Annotated in this window: 17 protein-coding genes; 13 read left to right on the top strand and 4 right to left on the bottom strand. The window is 62.4% G+C overall.

The features are described 5' to 3' along the window. Positions 1 to 10: 10 nt before the first annotated feature. Positions 11 to 334, bottom strand: a complete 324-nt coding sequence (locus tag ACR0KM_RS02250; protein WP_480856826.1) for a hypothetical protein — start codon at positions 332 to 334, stop codon at positions 11 to 13. Positions 335 to 437: 103 nt separating this feature from the next. Continuing rightward, positions 438 to 1,271, bottom strand: coding sequence for a bifunctional allantoicase/(S)-ureidoglycine aminohydrolase (locus tag ACR0KM_RS02245; protein ID WP_480856827.1), 834 nt, complete (start codon positions 1,269 to 1,271; stop codon positions 438 to 440). Between the two features lie 174 nt (positions 1,272 to 1,445). Here ACR0KM_RS02245 and ACR0KM_RS02240 point away from each other — a divergent pair, with 174 nt between their 5' ends. Continuing rightward, on the top strand, positions 1,446 to 1,802 hold the full coding sequence (locus ACR0KM_RS02240) for a hypothetical protein (RefSeq protein ID WP_480819327.1): 357 nt from the start codon (positions 1,446 to 1,448) through the stop codon (positions 1,800 to 1,802). A gap of 3 nt (positions 1,803 to 1,805) precedes the next feature. Here ACR0KM_RS02240 and ACR0KM_RS02235 read toward each other — a convergent pair whose 3' ends face one another. Continuing rightward, entirely contained in the window at positions 1,806 to 2,741 is a 936-nt protein-coding gene (locus ACR0KM_RS02235; protein WP_480856829.1) for a 2-hydroxyacid dehydrogenase, read from the bottom strand. Positions 2,742 to 2,866: 125 nt separating this feature from the next. Between ACR0KM_RS02235 and ACR0KM_RS02230 the strand changes: the two genes are divergently transcribed. The 4 genes from ACR0KM_RS02230 to ACR0KM_RS02215 all read left to right on the top strand — a co-directional run bounded on the left by ACR0KM_RS02230 (position 2,867) and on the right by ACR0KM_RS02215 (position 6,532). Beyond that, complete coding sequence (locus tag ACR0KM_RS02230; protein WP_480856830.1) at positions 2,867 to 4,102, top strand: acyl-CoA dehydrogenase family protein; 1,236 nt, start codon at positions 2,867 to 2,869, stop codon at positions 4,100 to 4,102. A gap of 15 nt (positions 4,103 to 4,117) precedes the next feature. Next, entirely contained in the window at positions 4,118 to 4,918 is an 801-nt protein-coding gene (locus tag ACR0KM_RS02225; RefSeq protein ID WP_480856832.1) for a thioesterase family protein, read from the top strand. Positions 4,919 to 4,988: 70 nt separating this feature from the next. Beyond that, positions 4,989 to 5,636 carry a DUF1007 family protein gene (locus ACR0KM_RS02220; RefSeq protein WP_480856833.1) on the top strand — a complete coding sequence of 216 codons (648 nt, stop codon included), beginning with the start codon at positions 4,989 to 4,991 and terminating at the stop codon, positions 5,634 to 5,636. Then, entirely contained in the window at positions 5,621 to 6,532 is a 912-nt protein-coding gene (locus tag ACR0KM_RS02215) for a nickel/cobalt transporter (protein ID WP_480856835.1), read from the top strand. The genes ACR0KM_RS02220 and ACR0KM_RS02215 overlap by 16 nt, the downstream gene beginning before the upstream one ends. A gap of 2 nt (positions 6,533 to 6,534) precedes the next feature. On the opposite strand, the gene truA is transcribed toward ACR0KM_RS02215, so the two are convergent. After that, on the bottom strand, positions 6,535 to 7,302 hold the full coding sequence (gene truA / locus ACR0KM_RS02210) for a tRNA pseudouridine(38-40) synthase TruA (protein ID WP_480856837.1): 768 nt from the start codon (positions 7,300 to 7,302) through the stop codon (positions 6,535 to 6,537). Between the two features lie 108 nt (positions 7,303 to 7,410). On the opposite strand from truA, the gene ACR0KM_RS02205 reads away from it, so the two are divergent. From ACR0KM_RS02205 to ACR0KM_RS02170, 8 genes are all read left to right on the top strand, one after another. Then, positions 7,411 to 8,826 carry a YcjX family GTP-binding protein gene (locus ACR0KM_RS02205; RefSeq protein ID WP_480856839.1) on the top strand — a complete coding sequence of 472 codons (1,416 nt, stop codon included), beginning with the start codon at positions 7,411 to 7,413 and terminating at the stop codon, positions 8,824 to 8,826. Beyond that, positions 8,823 to 9,278, top strand: a complete 456-nt coding sequence (locus tag ACR0KM_RS02200) for an N-acetyltransferase family protein (RefSeq protein ID WP_480856840.1) — start codon at positions 8,823 to 8,825, stop codon at positions 9,276 to 9,278. Before ACR0KM_RS02205 ends, ACR0KM_RS02200 begins: the two co-directional genes overlap by 4 nt. Then, the gene (locus ACR0KM_RS02195; protein WP_480856842.1) at positions 9,271 to 10,260 is read left to right on the top strand and encodes a YcjF family protein; all 990 of its coding nucleotides are present in this window, start codon (positions 9,271 to 9,273) and stop codon (positions 10,258 to 10,260) included. Before ACR0KM_RS02200 ends, ACR0KM_RS02195 begins: the two co-directional genes overlap by 8 nt. 54 nt (positions 10,261 to 10,314) lie before the next feature. Beyond that, positions 10,315 to 11,025 carry a VIT1/CCC1 transporter family protein gene (locus ACR0KM_RS02190; protein ID WP_480819337.1) on the top strand — a complete coding sequence of 237 codons (711 nt, stop codon included), beginning with the start codon at positions 10,315 to 10,317 and terminating at the stop codon, positions 11,023 to 11,025. A 117-nt stretch (positions 11,026 to 11,142) separates the two neighbouring features. After that, positions 11,143 to 13,830, top strand: a complete 2,688-nt coding sequence (locus ACR0KM_RS02185) for a DUF2339 domain-containing protein (protein ID WP_480856844.1) — start codon at positions 11,143 to 11,145, stop codon at positions 13,828 to 13,830. Positions 13,831 to 13,995: 165 nt separating this feature from the next. Then, entirely contained in the window at positions 13,996 to 16,905 is a 2,910-nt protein-coding gene (gene ileS, locus ACR0KM_RS02180; RefSeq protein ID WP_480856846.1) for an isoleucine--tRNA ligase, read from the top strand. Positions 16,906 to 17,040: 135 nt separating this feature from the next. Beyond that, entirely contained in the window at positions 17,041 to 17,496 is a 456-nt protein-coding gene (locus ACR0KM_RS02175; RefSeq protein WP_480856847.1) for a methylated-DNA--[protein]-cysteine S-methyltransferase, read from the top strand. A 76-nt stretch (positions 17,497 to 17,572) separates the two neighbouring features. Continuing rightward, the gene (locus ACR0KM_RS02170; RefSeq protein ID WP_480819341.1) at positions 17,573 to 18,040 is read left to right on the top strand and encodes a hypothetical protein; all 468 of its coding nucleotides are present in this window, start codon (positions 17,573 to 17,575) and stop codon (positions 18,038 to 18,040) included. Positions 18,041 to 18,043: the final 3 nt, after the last annotated feature.

Raw genomic sequence — 18,043 nt, 5'->3', positions numbered from 1 at the left:
GTACCAATTTTCAGCCGCAACTGACCTGCGAGAAAAACTGGCCCGAGATGTTCTGATACATGCTGGAACGGATCACCTTGCAGCCGGTCGCCTGCTGGATCGCGGCAATCGCCTGAATGGTACGCAAACGGGGCGGAGGGCCGAACGGGTTCAGATTGTTGTTGTCGCGCGTCGCCCGGTAGACCACAGGAGCATCCGAGACCTGCGTGACCGCCCAAGTACGGCTCATGACGGAGACGGATTTGGTTTCCTCCTTGGCTGCGACCGGGGCCGCGTCAAATGCCGTAAGGCCAAGGGCGGTTGCCAGTGCAATCGTCGTTCCGCGCAGTAACATCGAACTATCTCCAGTGCTGAAATCTTATGTGATTTCATCAGATTCCAGCGATTCTGGGAACCCCTGCAGGGCAATTTTCCGCTACAGCAGGCCGCGCCTTGGGTCAGCGGACAGGTGGCGCAAGCGGCATATGACGGTTTACATCTTTATACAGCAGATAGCGAAACCGCCCCGGACCACCGGCATAACAGGCCTGCGGGCAGAAGGCGCGCAGCCACATATAGTCGCCCGCTTCGACCTCGACCCAGTCCTGATTGAGGCGGTAAACAGCCTTGCCCTCAAGCACATAGAGCCCGTGCTCCATCACATGGGTTTCGGCGAAAGGGATCACGCCGCCGGGTTCGAACGTGACGATGTTGACATGCATGTCGTGGCGCAAATCCTGCGGGTCGGCAAAGCGGGTGGTGGTCCAGCGCCCCTCGGTGCCCGGCATCGCAATGGGGGCGATATCACGCTCGTTGGTGATGATCGGATCGGGGGCGGGCAGGCCTGGTACTGCCTGATAGGCTTTGCGGACCCAATGGAAGCGAACAACGACGTCAGATCGGTTGTGCAGCGTCCAAGTGCTGCCCGGCGGGATGTAGGCATAGCCGCCGGTTTCCAGATCGTGGGTTGTTTCGCCCAGCGTCAGGCGCACGCCACCTTCCACCACGAAGATCACGCCTTGCGCATTGGGATCGGTTTCGGGCTGGTCGCTGCCGCCGCCTGGCTGAACCTCCATGATGTACTGTGAGAAGGTCTCGGCAAACCCGCTGAGCGGGCGGGACAGGACCCACAGGCGCGTTCCCTCCCAGAAGGGCAGAAAGCTGGTGACGATGTCCCGCATAGTGCCTTTGGGGATCACCGCATAGGCATCGGTGAACATGGCGCGGTCGGTCAGAAGCTGTTCCTGCCCCGGATGCCCGCCTTGGGGCGCATAATAGGTTGGATATGTCATCGGATGCCTCTGGTTCGTCTTGCGTCACTATCTTCCGAATGCGCGTGCCATCCTAGCGGCAGGCTTGCGATAGGTTTGTTCGGGATATTTTGAAGGTGGACGGCAGGGGCTTGGCCGCGGTCGCGCAGAGGTATATCCTTGAGAGCAAATGTATTTCAGTTCAGAGAGGCGCTCATGAAAGCCCGGATTTCTATTGCGATGGCCACCGTACTGGCCCTCGGCGTCAGCGGGGCCGTACAGGCCAAGCCGATTTCACGAATCATCGCCGAGATGGGGCTGACGCCTGCCGATTTCGAAGTGGTGAACGCCGCCTCCAATGCGTTGCTCAGTGCGGGTGCGCCTTCGGTGGGGCAGCAGCGGGCATGGGTTAATGACGCCACCGGCTCGAACGGGACAGTTCGCATTCAAAGCGTAGAAGGCAACTGCGTGATCCTGCAGCATGTTGTCCAACCCGAGGGCTCCGGCGAAAGCCGCGATATTCGGACGCGCCGGTGCAAGACTGCCGATGGCAATTGGTTGCTGGCCCCCTGAGGATCAGTAGCCGAGCTGCCGGTCGACCTCATGCAACAGGGTGGTACCGGATTGCAGCCTGCGGAAATTCTCGGCCACGTCGGATAGCGCATCGCCCAGATGCCAGCCCGAGACATGCGGTGTGATCGTGATGCCCGGATGTTGCCACAGCGGGCTGTCCGACGGCAGCGGTTCCTGCCGAGTGACGTCCAGAACCGCATGAGCGGGGGAGCCCTGGTCCAGCGCCGTGATCAGCGCGGCCTCGTCAATCAGGTCGCCGCGACCGGCGTTCAGCAAATGGCTGCCGGGTTTCATCGCCGCCAGCATTGGCGCGTCGAACAGGTTCACCGTGGCAGGGGTTGAAGGCAGGATGGCGCAGACATAGTCGCATTGGCGCAGCATCTCGGGCAGCGCGTCGTCGCCGTGCAGGCAGGTGACCCCGTCGAAGTGTTTGGGGGACCGGCTCCAACCCATCACCTGAAATCCCACCGCGCGCAGCATCTGGGCGGTGCGCCCACCGATGTGGCCCAACCCCAGAACGCCGACCACGGTATCAGGGGTGAACAGAGGAGCCTGAGGGGCCCATTCGGCGCGGGACTGTGCGGCCTCGTATTGCTGCATGTGGCGCTGGGCGCGCAGGATGTAGGCTACAAACCACTCGGCAATGCCCTGCGCCGGGGCGTCGGGTTTAAGGCGAGCGACGCGGACGTGATCCGGCAGGTTCGGATGGCTGACGATGGTTTCGACCCCGGCCCCAAGTTTTTGCACCAGTTGCAGATTGGGCAGCCGCTGCGGAAGGTCAGACCGAAGAGTTGACACCGCAACCATCTTGATCTGGCCAGCATCCCCAATGGTCTCTGGCGTGCGCACATCGGCTGCAGGATCGTGCTTTCGGATTTCGCGGGCGATGTCTTCGTTTGTCAGCCAACCCGAGTGGCCCGTATCCACCAACAACGCCATATGCGCAGCTCCTTCGTTCATTTTGTCCAAGTGACGTGCCGTCACGCAACTGGACAGCCCGCGTGCAGCTAAGCCATCCTTTGCGCAAAGGTAAAGGCCGGTGCGTTACGGCGGGGAGGATTTTCATGACCATGACATTCGGACTGCGCGACGAGAACCGCGCCCTACTGCGGCGCGTGGCCGACATGATCCGCGATGAGGTCATGCCGCTTGAGGCGGAATATCAGGCCGAGATCAACAAAGGCGATCGCTGGCAATATACCGCGCGTCAGACTGAAATCCTTGAGGGGCTCAAGGCCAAGGCCAAGGCGGCGGGTCTGTGGAACTTCTGGCTGACCGACAGCGACAAGGGCTTTGGTCTCAGCACCGTTGAATACGCCTATTTCGCCGAAGAGATGGGCAAGACCCCCTTGGGCGCCGAGGTGTTCAATTGCTCGGCGCCTGACACCGGCAACATGGAAGTGTTCGAACGCTACGGGTCGGACACCATGAAAGAGCAATGGTTGAAACCGCTGCTCGAAGGTCAGATTCGCTCGGCCTATCTGATGACCGAACCGGATGTGGCCTCGTCCGATGCCACGAACATCTCCATGTCCTGCGTGCGGGATGGGGAGGGCTACGTTCTGAACGGCGAGAAATGGTGGGCGTCGGGGGCGGGTGATCCGCGCTGCAAGGTGTATATCGTGATGGTCAAGACGGGCGGAGACGATCTGCCCAAGCACCAGCGCCAGTCGATGATCGTGGTGCCCGCGGACACGCCCGGAATCGAAGTGCTGCGCCCGATGGAGGTCTATGGCCATGACGACGCGCCCCACGGGCATATGCACATCCGTTTCACCGACGTCAGGGTTCCGGCGGAAAACATGCTGCTGGGCGAAGGGCGGGGGTTCGAGATTGCGCAGGGTCGCTTGGGGCCGGGGCGCATCCACCATTGTATGCGCGCCATCGGACAGGCCGAAGCTGCGTTGGAGCAGATGTGCAAGCGTTCGCTGCAGCGCGAGGCGTTTGGCAAGAAGCTGGCGCAGCTTGGGGCCAATTACGACATCATCGCCGAATGCAGGATGGAGATCGAAATGGCCCGCCTGCTGTGCCTGAAGGCGGCGTGGTACATGGATCAGGGCGATGCACGGGCGGCGGCCCCGTGGATCAGCCAGATCAAGACCGTGGCCCCTCGGGTGGCGCTGAAAGTGATCGACGAGGCGGTGCAGATGTTCGGCGCGCAGGGGATCAGTCAGGACACCCCACTGGCGATTGCCTGGACTCATGTGCGCACCTTGCGGCTGGCGGATGGGCCGGATGCGGTGCACCGCCGTCAAATCGCGCGAGCCGAGTTGAAGAAATACACGCAGGAAAAGGTCTGAGGCGACGGAACCGCGATGACAACGGATGTATTGGGGCAGGCCTATTTCCATCAGAATGCCCAAGGCGTGTTTGTCGGCAATGATCCCGCACGCGGGCCATGGTCTGCCGATCACTGCCACGCGGGGCCGGTCAGCGGCCTGATCGTGCGGGCGGCAGAAACCGAGGTCGGCCCCGACAAGATGCTGACCCGGCTGACCGTCGATCTGCTGCGCCCGCTGCCGCTGGCCGGGCTGCGGGTCGCGGCCGAGACCACGCGCCACACCAGGACGCTCGCCACCACGCGTGTCACGGTGCATGATCTGGACGATACGCTGTGTGCCACGGCCACGACGATGCATATGGTGCGCAAGACCCTTGGCGATGTGCCCAATGTCGATCTGCCAGCGCCACGATTTGAGGATGTGGTCGACGGGCCGTTTCCAATCGGCGAGATGCGGCACGATCTGCCCGGCTTCGCCCATCATTCGCAGATCGCATATCCCAAGGGGGGCAATCAGGGCGCGGGTCCCAAGACGGTCTGGATGCGCACACCATCCTTGCTGGAAGGCGAGGAGCCATCGCCGATACAGGCGCTCTGCCCGCTTGCGGATTGCGGCAATGGCATTTCGTGGAACGCGCCGACCCGAGAGATGGGGTTCATGAACACCGATCTGACGGTGCAAATCCATCGTGAGCCGGTCTCAGACTGGCTTGCCTCGGATTCGATTTCGCATTGGCAGCCTTCGGGGATCGGCATGTCCCAGTCGGTGCTGTTTGATACGCAGGGTCCAGTGGGAACGGCGCTGCAGACGCTGGTTCTGTTCCCGCCAGGCTGAGGCGGCAGGTTTCTGCACGATCGCGTGCAATTGGATTGCCGATACTCGCCGCGCATCCTATCTTACGCCCATGCGATGGATAGCCCCTTTCCTTGCCTGCTGCCTGCCGCTTCCGGCCCTGACCCACCCGCATGTCTTCATCGACACCGGGTTGGAGTTCATTGTCGACGATGCAGGCAACCTGACCCATGTCCGTGTGACCTGGGCGTATGACGAGTTCTACTCGCTTCTGATTCTGGAGGACATGCGTCTGGATCAGGATGGTGACGGTGTACTGAACGCCTCTGAAGAGCAGTTTCTGAGCGGTTTTGATGCCCAATGGGTCGAAGGGTATAATGGCGATCTGGTCATTCGTATGGATGATGCCGTGATCCCGCTGTCAGGTCCGCTCGAGCCACGCGCCACGACCGAGGATGCCCGCATCGTGACCACGCATTTGCGGGCGGTCGAGGGCGCGCCGATCCCGGCCAACGGGTTGTCGATCAAGGCTTTTGACGAAAGCTTTTACACCGCCTATGAGGTGACGCGCCCCGTGATTGTCTCGGGGCCTGTTACCTGTCAGATTGAGCGGACCGATCCAGACATCGACGCCGAGCTTGCGCAGATGCGGGCGTTCCTGTTGACGCTGGATGCTGACTATGACCTTGAGGAAAACGATATCCCTCTGGTCGGTGAGAAATTTGCAACCGAGATCAGGCTTTCATGTCCAGGTACCTGATCGTACCCGTTGCCATCGCCTGCGGTGTGCTGCTGTGGTTCTGGGGCAGTGGTGGCTTTGACCATCTGGCCGCGTGGGCCGCTGGCGAGCAACGCGATTTCCAGAACCAGATTGCCCGCTCCCTGCGTGCCGCTCGCGCAGAACAGCCCGAGGCCATCGCGACCCTGCTGACCGTCTGTTTCGCCTACGGGTTCTTCCACGCCATCGGCCCCGGCCATGGCAAGGTTCTGATCGGCGGTTACGGTCTGGGTCGTCGTGTCGCGTTCTGGCGCTTGTCTGCGATCAGCGTCCTGTCCAGCCTCGGGCAGGCCGTGACCGCGGTTGTGCTGGTCTATGCGGGGGTTCTGGTGTTCCAGATGTCACGCGAGGCGCTGGTGGGCACGACCGAACAGGTCATGGCCCCGATCAGCTATGGCGCGATTGCGGCCATCGGCCTTTGGCTGATCTTTCGCGCGCTGCGCAGCTTCGCGCGGCGTCACAACAGCCAGACATCGCATGCACATCACCACCATGATGACGACCACGGAACCTGCGCGGATTGTGGCCATCGGCACGGCCCGACCGCTGAAGAGGCCGCTCAGGTCGGCAGCCTGCGCGAGGCGGTGATCCTGATTGCGGGTATCGCCGCGCGCCCCTGCACCGGGGCGTTGTTCGTCCTGATCCTGACATGGCAGATGGGCATCGCCATGGTCGGCATCGCCGGAGCCTTCGCCATGGCGCTGGGCACGGCAACCGTGACGACTCTGGTCGGTTGGACGTCCTTCGGTTTGCGCGGCGGATTGCTGGCCTCGGCCTCGGCCACGCGCTTTGCCTCGGTACTGGCCCCGACCATCGAACTTGTCGCCGGCCTCATCATTGCGGTGATCGCAAGCGGCCTGTTGCTGCGGGCGGTGTGACTTTAGCCAAACACCGGTTCAGGATACCCGACCCGCGCCAGATAGAGCCCCTGCGGCGGGCAGACCGGCCCGCAGGCCGCGCGGTTGGCCGCCTCAAGCGCGTCTCGCACATCCTCTGGCGTCCATGCTCCGGCACCGACGCGTTCCAACGTGCCGACAAAGCTGCGTACCTGATTGTGCAGGAACGACCGGGCGCGGACGTGGAAATGGATCTCGGGGCCCGAGAAGCCCTGAACCTGTTCCACCCGCAATTCATCCAGCGTTTTGACCGGGCTGGCGGCCTGACAGATGGACGACCGGAAAGTGGTGAAATCATGCCGCCCGATCAGCATATCGGCCCCGGCCTGCATCGCCGCGACATCGAGCCTATGATTGATCTGCCAGACCTGCCCCCGATCATGGGTCGCAGGCGCGCGGCGCATCAGGATGCGAAACAGATACTGCCGCCCAAGCGCGGAAAAGCGGGCGTGCCAGTCATCGTCGACCCGCGCGGCCTGCACGATAGCCACAGGCTGCGGCTTGAGGTGATAGTTCAATGCCTCGGACAGGCGGAACGGGTCCCAGTCCCTGACCAGATCGCAATGCGCCACTTGCCCCAGCGCGTGGACCCCCGCATCGGTGCGACCGGCGGCGGCGATGGTATGGTCTCCGGGTTCGATCCGCGACAACGCGGCTTCAATCGCGCCCTGAACCGAGGGCAGCTCTTTCTGCCGCTGCCATCCGGCGAACGGTTCCCCTTGGTATTCGACTTTCAGCGCGTATCTGGGCATGCGCCGCTGGTATCGCGCCTTGGGCGGACGGGCAAGAGGGGCGAAAGCGCTGGCATGTCCCGCGACCGCTACCTATCTTGGGAAAAACGATAAAAGCGGGGCGACGGCTTGGTCATCTCATCCTTGGCAGACAGTCTGGTGCGCGGGGTCGAATCCGTAGGCGACCGCGTGTCCGAGACCTTCTTCGAGCCGGTCATCCGGCTGGGCGTCACCGGACTGGCGCGGTCGGGCAAGACCGTGTTCATCACGTCTCTGGTCGCTAACCTGCTGGACCGGGGGCGTATGACCGGATTGGCGGCGCAGCAGGAGGGGCGGATCACCGCCAGCTTTCTGCAGCCGCAGCCCGACGACACCGTGCCCCGGTTCGATTTCGAAACGCACCTGTCCGCGCTGACCGGTCCCGCACCGCATTGGCCGGACAGCACGCGCGCGGTGTCCGAGCTGCGCCTTTCCTTCAAGGTGCAGCCTGCGGGCTTGCTGCCAGGTCTGCAGGGTCCGCGCACGCTGCATCTGGACATTGTGGACTATCCCGGTGAGTGGTTGCTGGATCTGGCCCTGCTGGACAAATCCTATGACGACTGGTCGCGGGATACGCTCGAACATATTGCGAACCGCCCACAGGCGGAGGCGTTTCTGGCGCAGGTGCGGTCGACTGATCCAACCACCGCGCATGATGAACCGCTGGCCCAGACCCTTTCCAGCAGCTTCACCGCCTATCTGAATGCCGCGCGTGAGGCCGGGTTTTACGATTGCACCCCCGGTCGGTTCCTTCTGCCGGGCGATCTGGCGGGGTCGCCTGTCCTGACCTTTGCCCCTTTGCCTGTGTCCGAGGCATCGCGTCGCCGGTCCCTGCATCGCGAGATGGAGCGACGCTACGAGGCCTATAAATCACAAGTGGTCAAACCCTTCTTCCGCGATCACTTTGCCCGAATTGACCGGCAAATCGTTCTGGTCGATGCGCTGGGTGCGATCCACAAAGGCCCGCAAGCGGTCGAGGATATGCGCCGCGCGATGGGGGATATCCTGTCGGCCTTCCGCCCGGGCCGCAACGCATGGCTGAACAGGCTGCTGCTGGGCAAACGGGTCGAGCGCATCCTGTTCGCCGCCACCAAGGCCGACCACCTGCACCACCTGCAACACCCGCGCCTGACCGCGATCATCGAGGCGCTGACCCGCGACGCCCGCGATCGCGCCAGCTTTGCCGGGGCGGAAACGGCGGCCCTGTCGCTGGCCTCGCTGCGCACGACGACCGAAGAGATGCGCAGCCATAACGGGGTCGATTTGCCCTGTGTACGCGGCACTTTGCTGGACAGAGGCAAACAGGCGGCCTTTTATCCCGGCGAGCTGCCAGAGGACCCCACCCGTTTACTGGGCCCTGCGCGAAACGGGGCTGACGGTTGGCTGGGCAGGGACTATGGTAACATGGCTTTCGCACCCGCGCATCTGACGCTGAATCCGGGCGACGGCCCTCCGCATATTCGGCTGGATCGGGCGGCGCAGTTTCTGATCGGAGACCGGCTGTGACAGTGATCCTCCGCCCTGCACGCAGCACCGATGCCGGAACAACGGGCGCAATTCTGCATCGGTTTGCGCGCGAGAACGACTGGATGCCGGAACTGCATACCGAGGCTGAGACCATCGCGTTTTGTGGCCGGATGATCGATCTCGGCTGGGTGACGGTTGCCGAGATGCAGGGTCAGGTGGCCGGATTTCTGGCGTTGAACGGGGACGAGGTGCACTCGCTCTATTTGGCAGCTCCGGCGCGCGGGCAGGGGATCGGGCGGCATTTGCTGGATCATGCCAAAGGGCGGCGGTCCGAGCTGAGCCTGTTTGCGTTTCAGGCCAATCACCCCGCCTGCCGGTTTTATGAACGCAACGGCTTTGTCGAGGTCGCCCGAGGCGACGGGTCCGAGAATGACGAAAACCTGCCGGATATCAAATATGTCTGGACACGCGAGGAGGCGGTCGATGGCTAAAGGCCCTGTGCTGATTGATCTGGAAGACGACGCGCCCGCAGCTGACGTGTCGACTGCGCCGCCCGTGCCCGACATTGCACCGCCGCAAGGGCAGGCGATGCAGGCGGCGGTTCGGTTCGCGGCCCGCAAACCCTCGGCTCTGTCGCGCTGGTTCTGGGGGTTGGCGCTGGCAGTTGTGGGGGCGGTGGTCTCGGTCGCGGCGTGGGATTTCGCCGTCTCTCTGCTGGAGCGCGCGCCTATTCTGGGATGGATTGTCACCGGCCTGATCGGCGCGCTGTTGCTGGTCGTGCTGATCATTGCGCTGCGCGAACTGGCCGCGATCAGCCGTTTGTCGCGCGTCGATGGTTTGCACCGTGCCGCTGATACGGCCTTGGCAGACGAAAACCTGTCACAGGCCCGCACCGTCACAAACCGCCTCATCGCCTTCTATCAGGGCCGCGACGAAACCCGTTGGGGCCGCGACCGTCTGAAAGAACGGATGGGCGAACAATTCGACGCCTCGACGCTTCTCACCCTGGCTGAAGACGAGCTTCTGGCCCCGCTGGACGCCGCCGCCAGCCGCGAGGTTGAGGCAGCAGCCCGGCAGGTCGCAACTGTAACGGCTTTGGTGCCGCTGGCGCTGGCGGATGTCGCGACCGCGCTGGCAAGCTCTTTGCGGATGATCCGGCGCATTGCGGAAATCTACGGAGGGCGCGCGGGTTTTCTGGGCAGTTGGCGCCTGACCCGCGCGGTGTTCGTGCATCTGGTGGCTACCGGTGCCGTGGCCGTAGGGGACGATCTGCTGGAACCCATTCTGGGCGGCTCGGTCCTTAGCAAACTGTCCCGCCGCTTTGGCGAGGGGCTGGTCAATGGTGCGCTCACCGCCCGCGTGGGTGTTGCCGCGATGGAGGTCTGCCGACCTCTGCCGTTTTCGAAACGGCACAGGCCTTCGACCCGAGGCATGATCAAACGCGCGCTCAGCGGGCTGTTTTCCAAGACTTGATCTGGCGCAAAGCCGACGCTGGCCCCGTCCCGCATAAAAGGGGCGGAGCCAGCCATGACCGATCACGGCCACAGCCAGCAAGAGATATCTGACCGGATCAATGCCCCACCAGGGCGTGGTGTGCTGCGCGATGTGGTCTATGGCGGCATCGACGGCTCGGTCACGACCTTTGCCATCGTCGCCGGGGTGGCCGGGGCCGGTCTGTCCCCCTTCGTCATCGTGGCGCTGGGGCTTGCCAATGTGCTGGCAGATGGGTTTTCGATGGCTGCTGGGAACTATTCCGGCACCAAGGCCGAACTGGACAACATCCACCGCATCCGCGCCATCGAAGAGAGGCATATCCGCCTGTATCCGGACGGAGAGCGGGACGAAGTGCGCGAAATCCTTGCCCAGAAGGGTCTGTCAGGCAGCGTTCTGGACGAGGCGACAGAGGAAATCACCTCGAACCACGACAACTGGATCAACCTGATGATCGAAGGCGAATACGGGCTGGGCAGCGTCGATCCGCACCCGCTCAAGGCGGCGCTGGCGACGTTTTTTGCCTTTCTGGTTGCCGGTATGATCCCGTTATTGCCGTTCCTGCTGTCGATGGCGAATGCGTTCACCCTGTCCGCCTGGATGACAGCGGGCGTGTTTTTCGCCATCGGCGCGATGAAGAGCCGCTGGTCTCTTGCGCCGTGGTGGCGATCGGGGGGAGAAACCCTGCTGATCGGAGGCGCAGCCGCCGCCATCGCTTATTGGGTCGGGTCGCTGTTTCACCCCTGATGAACTGCTCCGAACCCGGGTCGAACAAAGCCACACATGATATCCGTCTGGATTTCCAGACTGTTAAGCTGCGCATGAGAGGCGTATTTTCAAGCGACCACTGTTCGGAGGTTTCGGTTGGAATCCTTGCTCGCTCTCGTTGGCCTCGTTGTGCTGGCGATTCCCGTCTCGATCATTGTTTTGCTGGTCGGCCAGTCGCGCCTGCGCAAACGCGTGGAACAACTGGAACGCCAACTGGCGGGGCAACAGCCTGAGGCTGCCGCCGAAGACACCGCACCGGTTCAGCCCGTTGCCGCAGAGCCGAAGCCGGGGCCGTGGGCGTCACGCCCCAAGGTCGAAACCCCGGTCGAAGAGCCACAGGCCGCCCCTGACGATCCTCCCGCCGCCATCGTCCTGCGCGAGGACCGGTTCGCCGCGCTGGGCGCGTGGCTGCGCGAGAACTGGTTCTACGCGGTCAGTGCGTTGTCGCTGGCTCTGGCGGGGATATTTCTGGTTCAGTACGGGGTCGAAAACGGGTTGCTGCCCCCTACCGCTCGGGTGCTAGCGGCGCTGGGATTCGGTGCGGCGCTAATCGGTGCCGGAGAGATTGTGCGCCGCCGTTTTGGCGATGACGAAGACGTGGCCACGGCCTATTTGCCCTCGGTCTTCTCGGGCGCGGGGCTGGTGACTTTGTTTGGGGCCACTCTCGCAGCCCGCACGCTCTATGACCTGATTGGGCCCGAAGCGGCGCTGGCTGGCATGGTTAGCATCGCGCTTGTTGGACTGGTTCTGGGCTGGTTCCATGGCCCGCTTTTGGCGGCGGTGGGCCTGATCGGCGCTTTTGCGGCACCGTTTGTCGTGGGTGGGTCCTCGGACGATCCGACGTGGCTTTATGGCTATTTCTTCGTGATCGCGGTGCTGGGGTTGGGCATCGACACGGTTCGGCGCTGGGCTTGGATTTCCGTCCTGACCCTTGTCGGAGCTTACGGCGCGGCGTTTCTGCTGGTGCTGTCCTCGCCGCTGACCGAGCCCGCGTATCTGACCTGCATCACGGTCTTCGCGCTGATCGCCATCGCGATCCCGGTCCGACGGGTCTGGCCCGACCATTCCGGCCCTATGATCACGCAGATGATCCGGCGGAAGAAAGGCGACCCGTGGCCGGAATTCCCTACCCGGCTGGCTTTTGCAGCCGTGGCGGCCAGTTCGGCGATCCTGTCGATCCACTGGGCGGATTCGACAAGCGAATTCTGGCTGGGCGTCGCGCTGCTGGCGGGTCTGACGCTGGCGCTGATCCTGTGGGCCAAGGGCGCGCTGGCGCTGCAGGATGTGACGGTGATGCCTGCGCTGGGCCTGATCTGGTTTGTGCTGGTGCATGGTCTGGACTATGGCGCGGCGGTGCGCGCTTTCACAGACACTTACGCGGAAACGGCCGAGGCGGATTTCCCCATGATCGTCACGACGCTGGTGGCTCTGGGCGCGCTGGTTTCTCTGCTTGCCGCGTGGCGTTCCTTCGGCGGCGGGCGCTATAGCGTGGTCTGGGCCGGGGCCTCGGCGTTGTTCGCGCCGCTGATGGCCATCGCGCTGGAGGTCGGCTGGCATCCGGCAGAGGTGATCGGGACTTACCCTTGGGCGCTGCATGCTGTGGCGCTCGGGGCGATGATGGTGGTTCTGGCCGAGCGGTTTGCGCGGGTCGATGGCGACGACCGGATGCGGCCCTCGCTGGCGACGTTGTCGGCGTTGTCCTGTCTCAGCTTTGCCTGCATCATCGTGCTCAGTTCGGCGGCCCTGACCGTGGCCCTGACTGTGATGATCGTCGTGGCTGCCACGCTGGACCGGCGCTTTGATCTGCCACCGATGAGCTGGTTCATCTGGGCCGGAGTGTTCACCGTGACCGTCCGGCTGGTTCTGGACCCGGGCCTCGACTGGGCCAATGGCGCGCCGCTGGCCGAGATGGTGCTGGTCTATGCCGCCGCCGTGATTGGCTTCGTTGCGGGCTGGGCGCTGCTAAGGCCCCTAAACCGTCCGATCGCCACGCTGCTCTTGGAAAGTGCTGCGTGGGCGACAGTGGGTATCCTGCTGTCGTTGCTGCTGCTGCGCTGGCTCGAAGGGTTCGGCGAGGGCGGCGCTAAAGACAGTCACTGGGGTCTCGGCCTGTTGGCGGTGATCTGGCTGCTGCTGGCCTATGCGCAGGTTCAGCGGTTCGCGCTCGGCGGTAAGTTGAATTATGCGCGCTATCTGCTGGCAGGTTTCTTCGCCGCACACGGTATCGCGCGGCTGGCGCAGGCCCTGTCCGAGGCCAATCCGCTGATCAATCCGCTCACCGACCCGGTGCTTGGGCCGCCGGTCGTGAACACGCTTGCGGTGGCTTATCTTCTGCCCGCACTGGCCATCGGGTTCTCGGCATGGCGCATCGGTTCGATGCCGGTATTGCTGCGGCGGATCAGTTATGCAGCCGCCGGAGCACTGGCCGCTGTCTGGCTTGGTCTGGCGATCCGGCATGTCTGGCAGGGCGCGGGCGGAATGTTCGAAGGCAACGGCGTCACCCAGCCCGAGCTTTACACATATACCCTTACCCTTTTGGTCATCGGGGCCGCACTGTTCTACCAGTCGCTGGCCCGTCGGTCCGATCTGATGCGCAAGGCCGGACTGGCGGTGATCGGGCTGGCGGTGGCCAAGGTGTTTTTGATCGACATTGCGGGTCTGGGCGGGCTGATCCGGGTATTCTCACTATTGGCATTGGGACTGGCATTGGCGGGTTTGGCGTGGCTCAACCGTTGGGCCAAGCTGCGCCATTTGCCGCAAGGGTCGGAACCTCTGGACCATTAGGCGTGGCCGTCTTATAAGCGCGGCCATGCATGACCGTTTGGCCATCATTATTCGAATTATATCCCCGGCGCTCTGATACCACGAGACGCCGGGCAAAGGTGCTTGAGATATCGCACTGACCGCTTCGATCCACATGACGACAAGACCATCCTGAGGACGCCCCCAATGTGCGCCGAGACACCTGACTACAAAGACACGCTGAACCTGCCCAAAACCGATTTCCCCATGCGCGCGGGCCTGCCCAAGCGCGAGCCCGCATGGCTGGAGCGCTGGGAAAAGATCGGCGTCTATGACCGCCTGCGCGAGAAAGAGGGCCGCACGCCCTTTACCCTGCATGACGGCCCGCCCTATGCGAACGGTCACCTGCATATCGGCCACGCGCTGAACAAGACCATCAAAGACATGATCGTGCGGTCGCATCAGATGATGGGCCATGACGCGCGTTACGTGCCCGGCTGGGACTGCCACGGCCTGCCCATCGAGTGGAAGATCGAAGAACAGTATCGCAAGAAGGGCAAGAACAAGGACGAGGTGAATATCGTCGACTTCCGTCAGGAATGCCGCAAGTTCGCCGAGGGCTGGATCGACATCCAGCGCGAAGAGTTCAAGCGTCTGGGTATCACCGGCAACTGGCCCGATCCCTACATCACCATGGACTATCACGCCGAAGCGGTGATTGCCGACGAGTTCATGAAGTTCCTGATGAATGGGACTTTGTATCAGGGCTCAAAGCCCGTGATGTGGTCGCCGATCGAGAAGACGGCTCTGGCCGAGGCCGAGGTTGAGTATCACGACAAGGAAAGCTTCACCATCTGGGTGAAGTTCAAGGTCGTGAACACGGGCGACGTGACGCTGGATAACGCTTACGTGGTGATCTGGACGACGACCCCGTGGACGATGCCGTCGAACAAGGCTGTGGTCTATGGCGAGGACATCTCCTATGGCCTCTATGAGGTAACGGGCCGCCCCGAAGAATGCTGGGCGCGGATCGGTGAGCGTTACCTGCTGGCCGATGACCGCGCTGCGGATGTGTTTGCGCGGGCGCGGCTGGACGATTCCATGTATCGCCGCCTGTGTGATGTCACACAGGAGGATCTGGCCAAGATCCAACTGACCCACCCACTAGCCGGGGCCGAAGGTGGCAACGGCGAATGGGACGACATCCGCGATTTCCGCGCCGCTGGCTTTGTGACGGATACCGAAGGCACCGGCTTCGTTCATTGTGCGCCGTCGCACGGGATGGAGGAATTTGAACTCTACCGTGATCTGGGCATGTTGGAACAGGTCATCACCTATAACGTGATGGATGATGGCAGCTTCCGCGCTGATCTGCCGTTCTTTGGTGGCAAGTACATCCTGTCTCGCAAGGGTGGCGAGGGCGACGCAAACAAGGCGGTCATCGACAAGCTGGCCGAGGTCGGCGGGCTGCTGGCGCGGGGCAAGATTAAGCATAGCTATCCGCATTCGTGGCGGTCCAAGGCTCCGATCATCTACCGCAACACGCCGCAGTGGTTTGCGTCCGTTGACCGCAAGCTGGATGACGGCATGGGTGAAATGGGCGACACCATTCGCGAACGTGCACTGCGGTCCATCGACGAGCTGGTGAAATGGACGCCGCAGACAGGTCGTAACCGTCTGTATTCCATGATCGAGGCGCGCCCGGACTGGGTTCTGTCCCGCCAGCGCGCATGGGGTGTGCCGCTGACCTGTTTCACCAAGAAAGGCGCTCTGCCGACCGACGCGGATTACCTGCTGCGCAATGAGGAACTGAACGCGCGCATCAAGGCCGCGTTCGAGAAGGATGGCGCGGATATCTGGTACACCGACGGGTTCAAAGAGAAGATCCTCGACGGCATCGTTAACCCCGATGACTATGACCAGGTGTTCGACGTGCTGGATGTGTGGTTCGACTCCGGTTCGACGCACGCTTTTGTTCTACGGGACCGTGAGGACGGGACCGAGGACGGAATCGCCGATGTCTACATGGAGGGCACCGACCAGCATCGCGGGTGGTTCCATTCGTCCATGCTGCAGGCCTGTGGCACCAAGGGGCGGGCACCCTATCGGAACGTAGTGACCCATGGCTTTACGCTGGATGCCAAGGGCAACAAGATGTCCAAATCGCTGGGCAACACCATCGTGCCGGAAGAGGTCGTCAAGCAATACGGCGCCGATATTCTGCGCCTTTGGGTGGCTCAGACCGACTATACCGCCGACCAGCGGATCGGGCCGGAAATCCTGAAAGGCACCGCTGACAGCTATCGCCGCCTGCGCAACACAATGCGGTTCATGCTGGGCTCGCTGGCGGACTTCACCGAGGCTGACCGTGTGGAACCCGAGGATATGCCGCGCCTCGAACGCTGGGTCCTCAGCCGTCTGGCTGAGTTGGATGAACAAGTGCGCAAAGGTTATGCCGCATTTGACTTCCAGGGCGTCTTCAGTGCGGTTTTCACCTTCGCCACGGTTGACCTGTCTTCGTTCTATTTCGATGTGCGCAAGGATGCGCTCTATTGTGATGGTGATACCCTGCGTCGTCGCGCGGCGCGCACTGTGCTGGATATCCTGTTTCACCGCCTCACCACATGGCTGGCACCTGTGCTGGTCTTCACCATGGAAGAGGTCTGGCTGGAGCGTTTCCCCGGCGATGAGAGCTCGGTCCATCTGGTGGATTTCCCGGAAACACCTGCCGATTGGCGCAATGTCGATCTGGAAACGAATATGGCCAAGGTCCGGCGCGTCCGCCGTGCCGTGACGGCTGCGCTGGAGGTGCAGCGGCAGGACAAGGTCATCGGCTCCAGCCTTGAGGCCGCGCCCATCGTTTATGTTGAAGATGCGGAAACCCGTGACCTGCTCGCAACGTTTGACGTGGATGATCTGTGCATCACGTCCGGTCTGACGGTCACCGGCGATCCGGCACCCGCCGAAGCCTTCCGTGTGCCCGAGATTGAGGGGATCGGTGTGGTTTTCGAGAAAGCCGAAGGTGCGAAATGTCAACGTTGCTGGAAAATCCTGCCGGATGTTGGGCGCCACGCGCATGATGCTGTGTGCGGGCGCTGTGATGAAGCGTTGAGCTGATCTGGCATCGGAGCGCGTGTGGCAGGGCTTTTTGCGAGGCTCTGCCTCGCGCTCCGGGATATTTTTGGCCAGATGAAGGACGGATCGTCAGGATTCGGGTTGCAGGGGCTGTGATGCATCTGACACCGTGCGTTCATGCCTATGATCGCGGTGGATACGCATTTCGGACGCCTTGGCGTCGAGGAAAATGACGGTGCCATTACCCGTCTGGTCTGGAATGGCCGGGATGAGGGAGGCTCGACGGCTTTGTTGCGCGAGGCGGCGGCGCAGTTGGTGGCCTATGACGCGGGGCGGCTGCAGCGGTTCGACCTGCCATATCGCATTGCGGGGTCAGGGTTTCAGCGGCAGGTTTGCGATATCATGTTCGCCATCCCGTTTGGTGAGACACTGACCTATGGCGATATAGCCAAACAGTTGGGGCAGCCAGCGCAGCCAGTCGGGCAGGCCTGTGGGGCGAATCCAATTCCTGTTATTGTTCCGTGTCACCGGGTGTTGTCTGCCACCGGGCTGGGCGGGTTTTCCGGGGATGGGGGGATTGAGACCAAGGTCGCTCTGTTGCGCCACGAAGGGGCGGCAAGCCTGTTGATCTGATTTGCAAATAGATGTTGCATTCGGTGGGGGGCGACCTCAACTTATATGAAAACCAGAATTTGAAGGACCAGACTACATGACCGGTCAGACAGACCCCGCCGCACGCAAGAAAGCCATTGTTGATCGCCTGATGTCGCTTGAGGCTGAGGAGCTTGCGACCGCGCAGGCGCATTATGATGCGTTTTTGAAGGACTCCCAGTTGGATGACCGCGAAGGGCATGACAAGGACGATATTGCCGCGTCGCGGGAAAATGCGGACCTGGCGGCAGCCTTTGATGCTCCAGTGCATGCGCATCACGCCAAGATCGATGTGATTGAGAACACCGATTTCGGCCTGACCGACACGGTGCAGCCCGGAGCGGTGGTTAAATTCAACAACCGCCGCTTTGTGGTTTGCGTATCAACGACCCGCTTCGAGGTGGACGGGAAAACCTATATGGGTATTTCGACCCAAAGCCCGATCTATCTGGCGATGACCGGGCTGCAGGAAGGCGATGTGTTCACCCACAATGGCACCGAGTTTGAGGTTCAGGAGGTTCTGTAAAGA

It is taken from the genome of Ruegeria sp. G10, assembly GCF_056533645.1.
This window is presented reverse-complemented; position numbering and strand designations above follow the sequence as displayed.

Coding starts and splice junctions, on each gene's coding strand:
- ACR0KM_RS02230 (WP_480856830.1), top strand. CDS start 2,867: ATGACCATGACATTCGGACTGCGCGACGAGAACCGCGCCCTACTGCGG.
- ACR0KM_RS02240 (WP_480819327.1), top strand. CDS start 1,446: ATGAAAGCCCGGATTTCTATTGCGATGGCCACCGTACTGGCCCTCGGC.
- ileS (WP_480856846.1), top strand. CDS start 13,996: ATGTGCGCCGAGACACCTGACTACAAAGACACGCTGAACCTGCCCAAA.
- ACR0KM_RS02245 (WP_480856827.1), bottom strand. CDS start 1,271: ATGACATATCCAACCTATTATGCGCCCCAAGGCGGGCATCCGGGGCAG.
- ACR0KM_RS02215 (WP_480856835.1), top strand. CDS start 5,621: ATGTCCAGGTACCTGATCGTACCCGTTGCCATCGCCTGCGGTGTGCTG.
- ACR0KM_RS02250 (WP_480856826.1), bottom strand. CDS start 334: ATGTTACTGCGCGGAACGACGATTGCACTGGCAACCGCCCTTGGCCTT.
- ACR0KM_RS02235 (WP_480856829.1), bottom strand. CDS start 2,741: ATGGCGTTGTTGGTGGATACGGGCCACTCGGGTTGGCTGACAAACGAA.
- ACR0KM_RS02170 (WP_480819341.1), top strand. CDS start 17,573: ATGACCGGTCAGACAGACCCCGCCGCACGCAAGAAAGCCATTGTTGAT.
- ACR0KM_RS02190 (WP_480819337.1), top strand. CDS start 10,315: ATGACCGATCACGGCCACAGCCAGCAAGAGATATCTGACCGGATCAAT.
- ACR0KM_RS02220 (WP_480856833.1), top strand. CDS start 4,989: ATGCGATGGATAGCCCCTTTCCTTGCCTGCTGCCTGCCGCTTCCGGCC.
- truA (WP_480856837.1), bottom strand. CDS start 7,302: ATGCCCAGATACGCGCTGAAAGTCGAATACCAAGGGGAACCGTTCGCC.
- ACR0KM_RS02225 (WP_480856832.1), top strand. CDS start 4,118: ATGACAACGGATGTATTGGGGCAGGCCTATTTCCATCAGAATGCCCAA.
- ACR0KM_RS02195 (WP_480856842.1), top strand. CDS start 9,271: ATGGCTAAAGGCCCTGTGCTGATTGATCTGGAAGACGACGCGCCCGCA.
- ACR0KM_RS02175 (WP_480856847.1), top strand. CDS start 17,041: ATGCCTATGATCGCGGTGGATACGCATTTCGGACGCCTTGGCGTCGAG.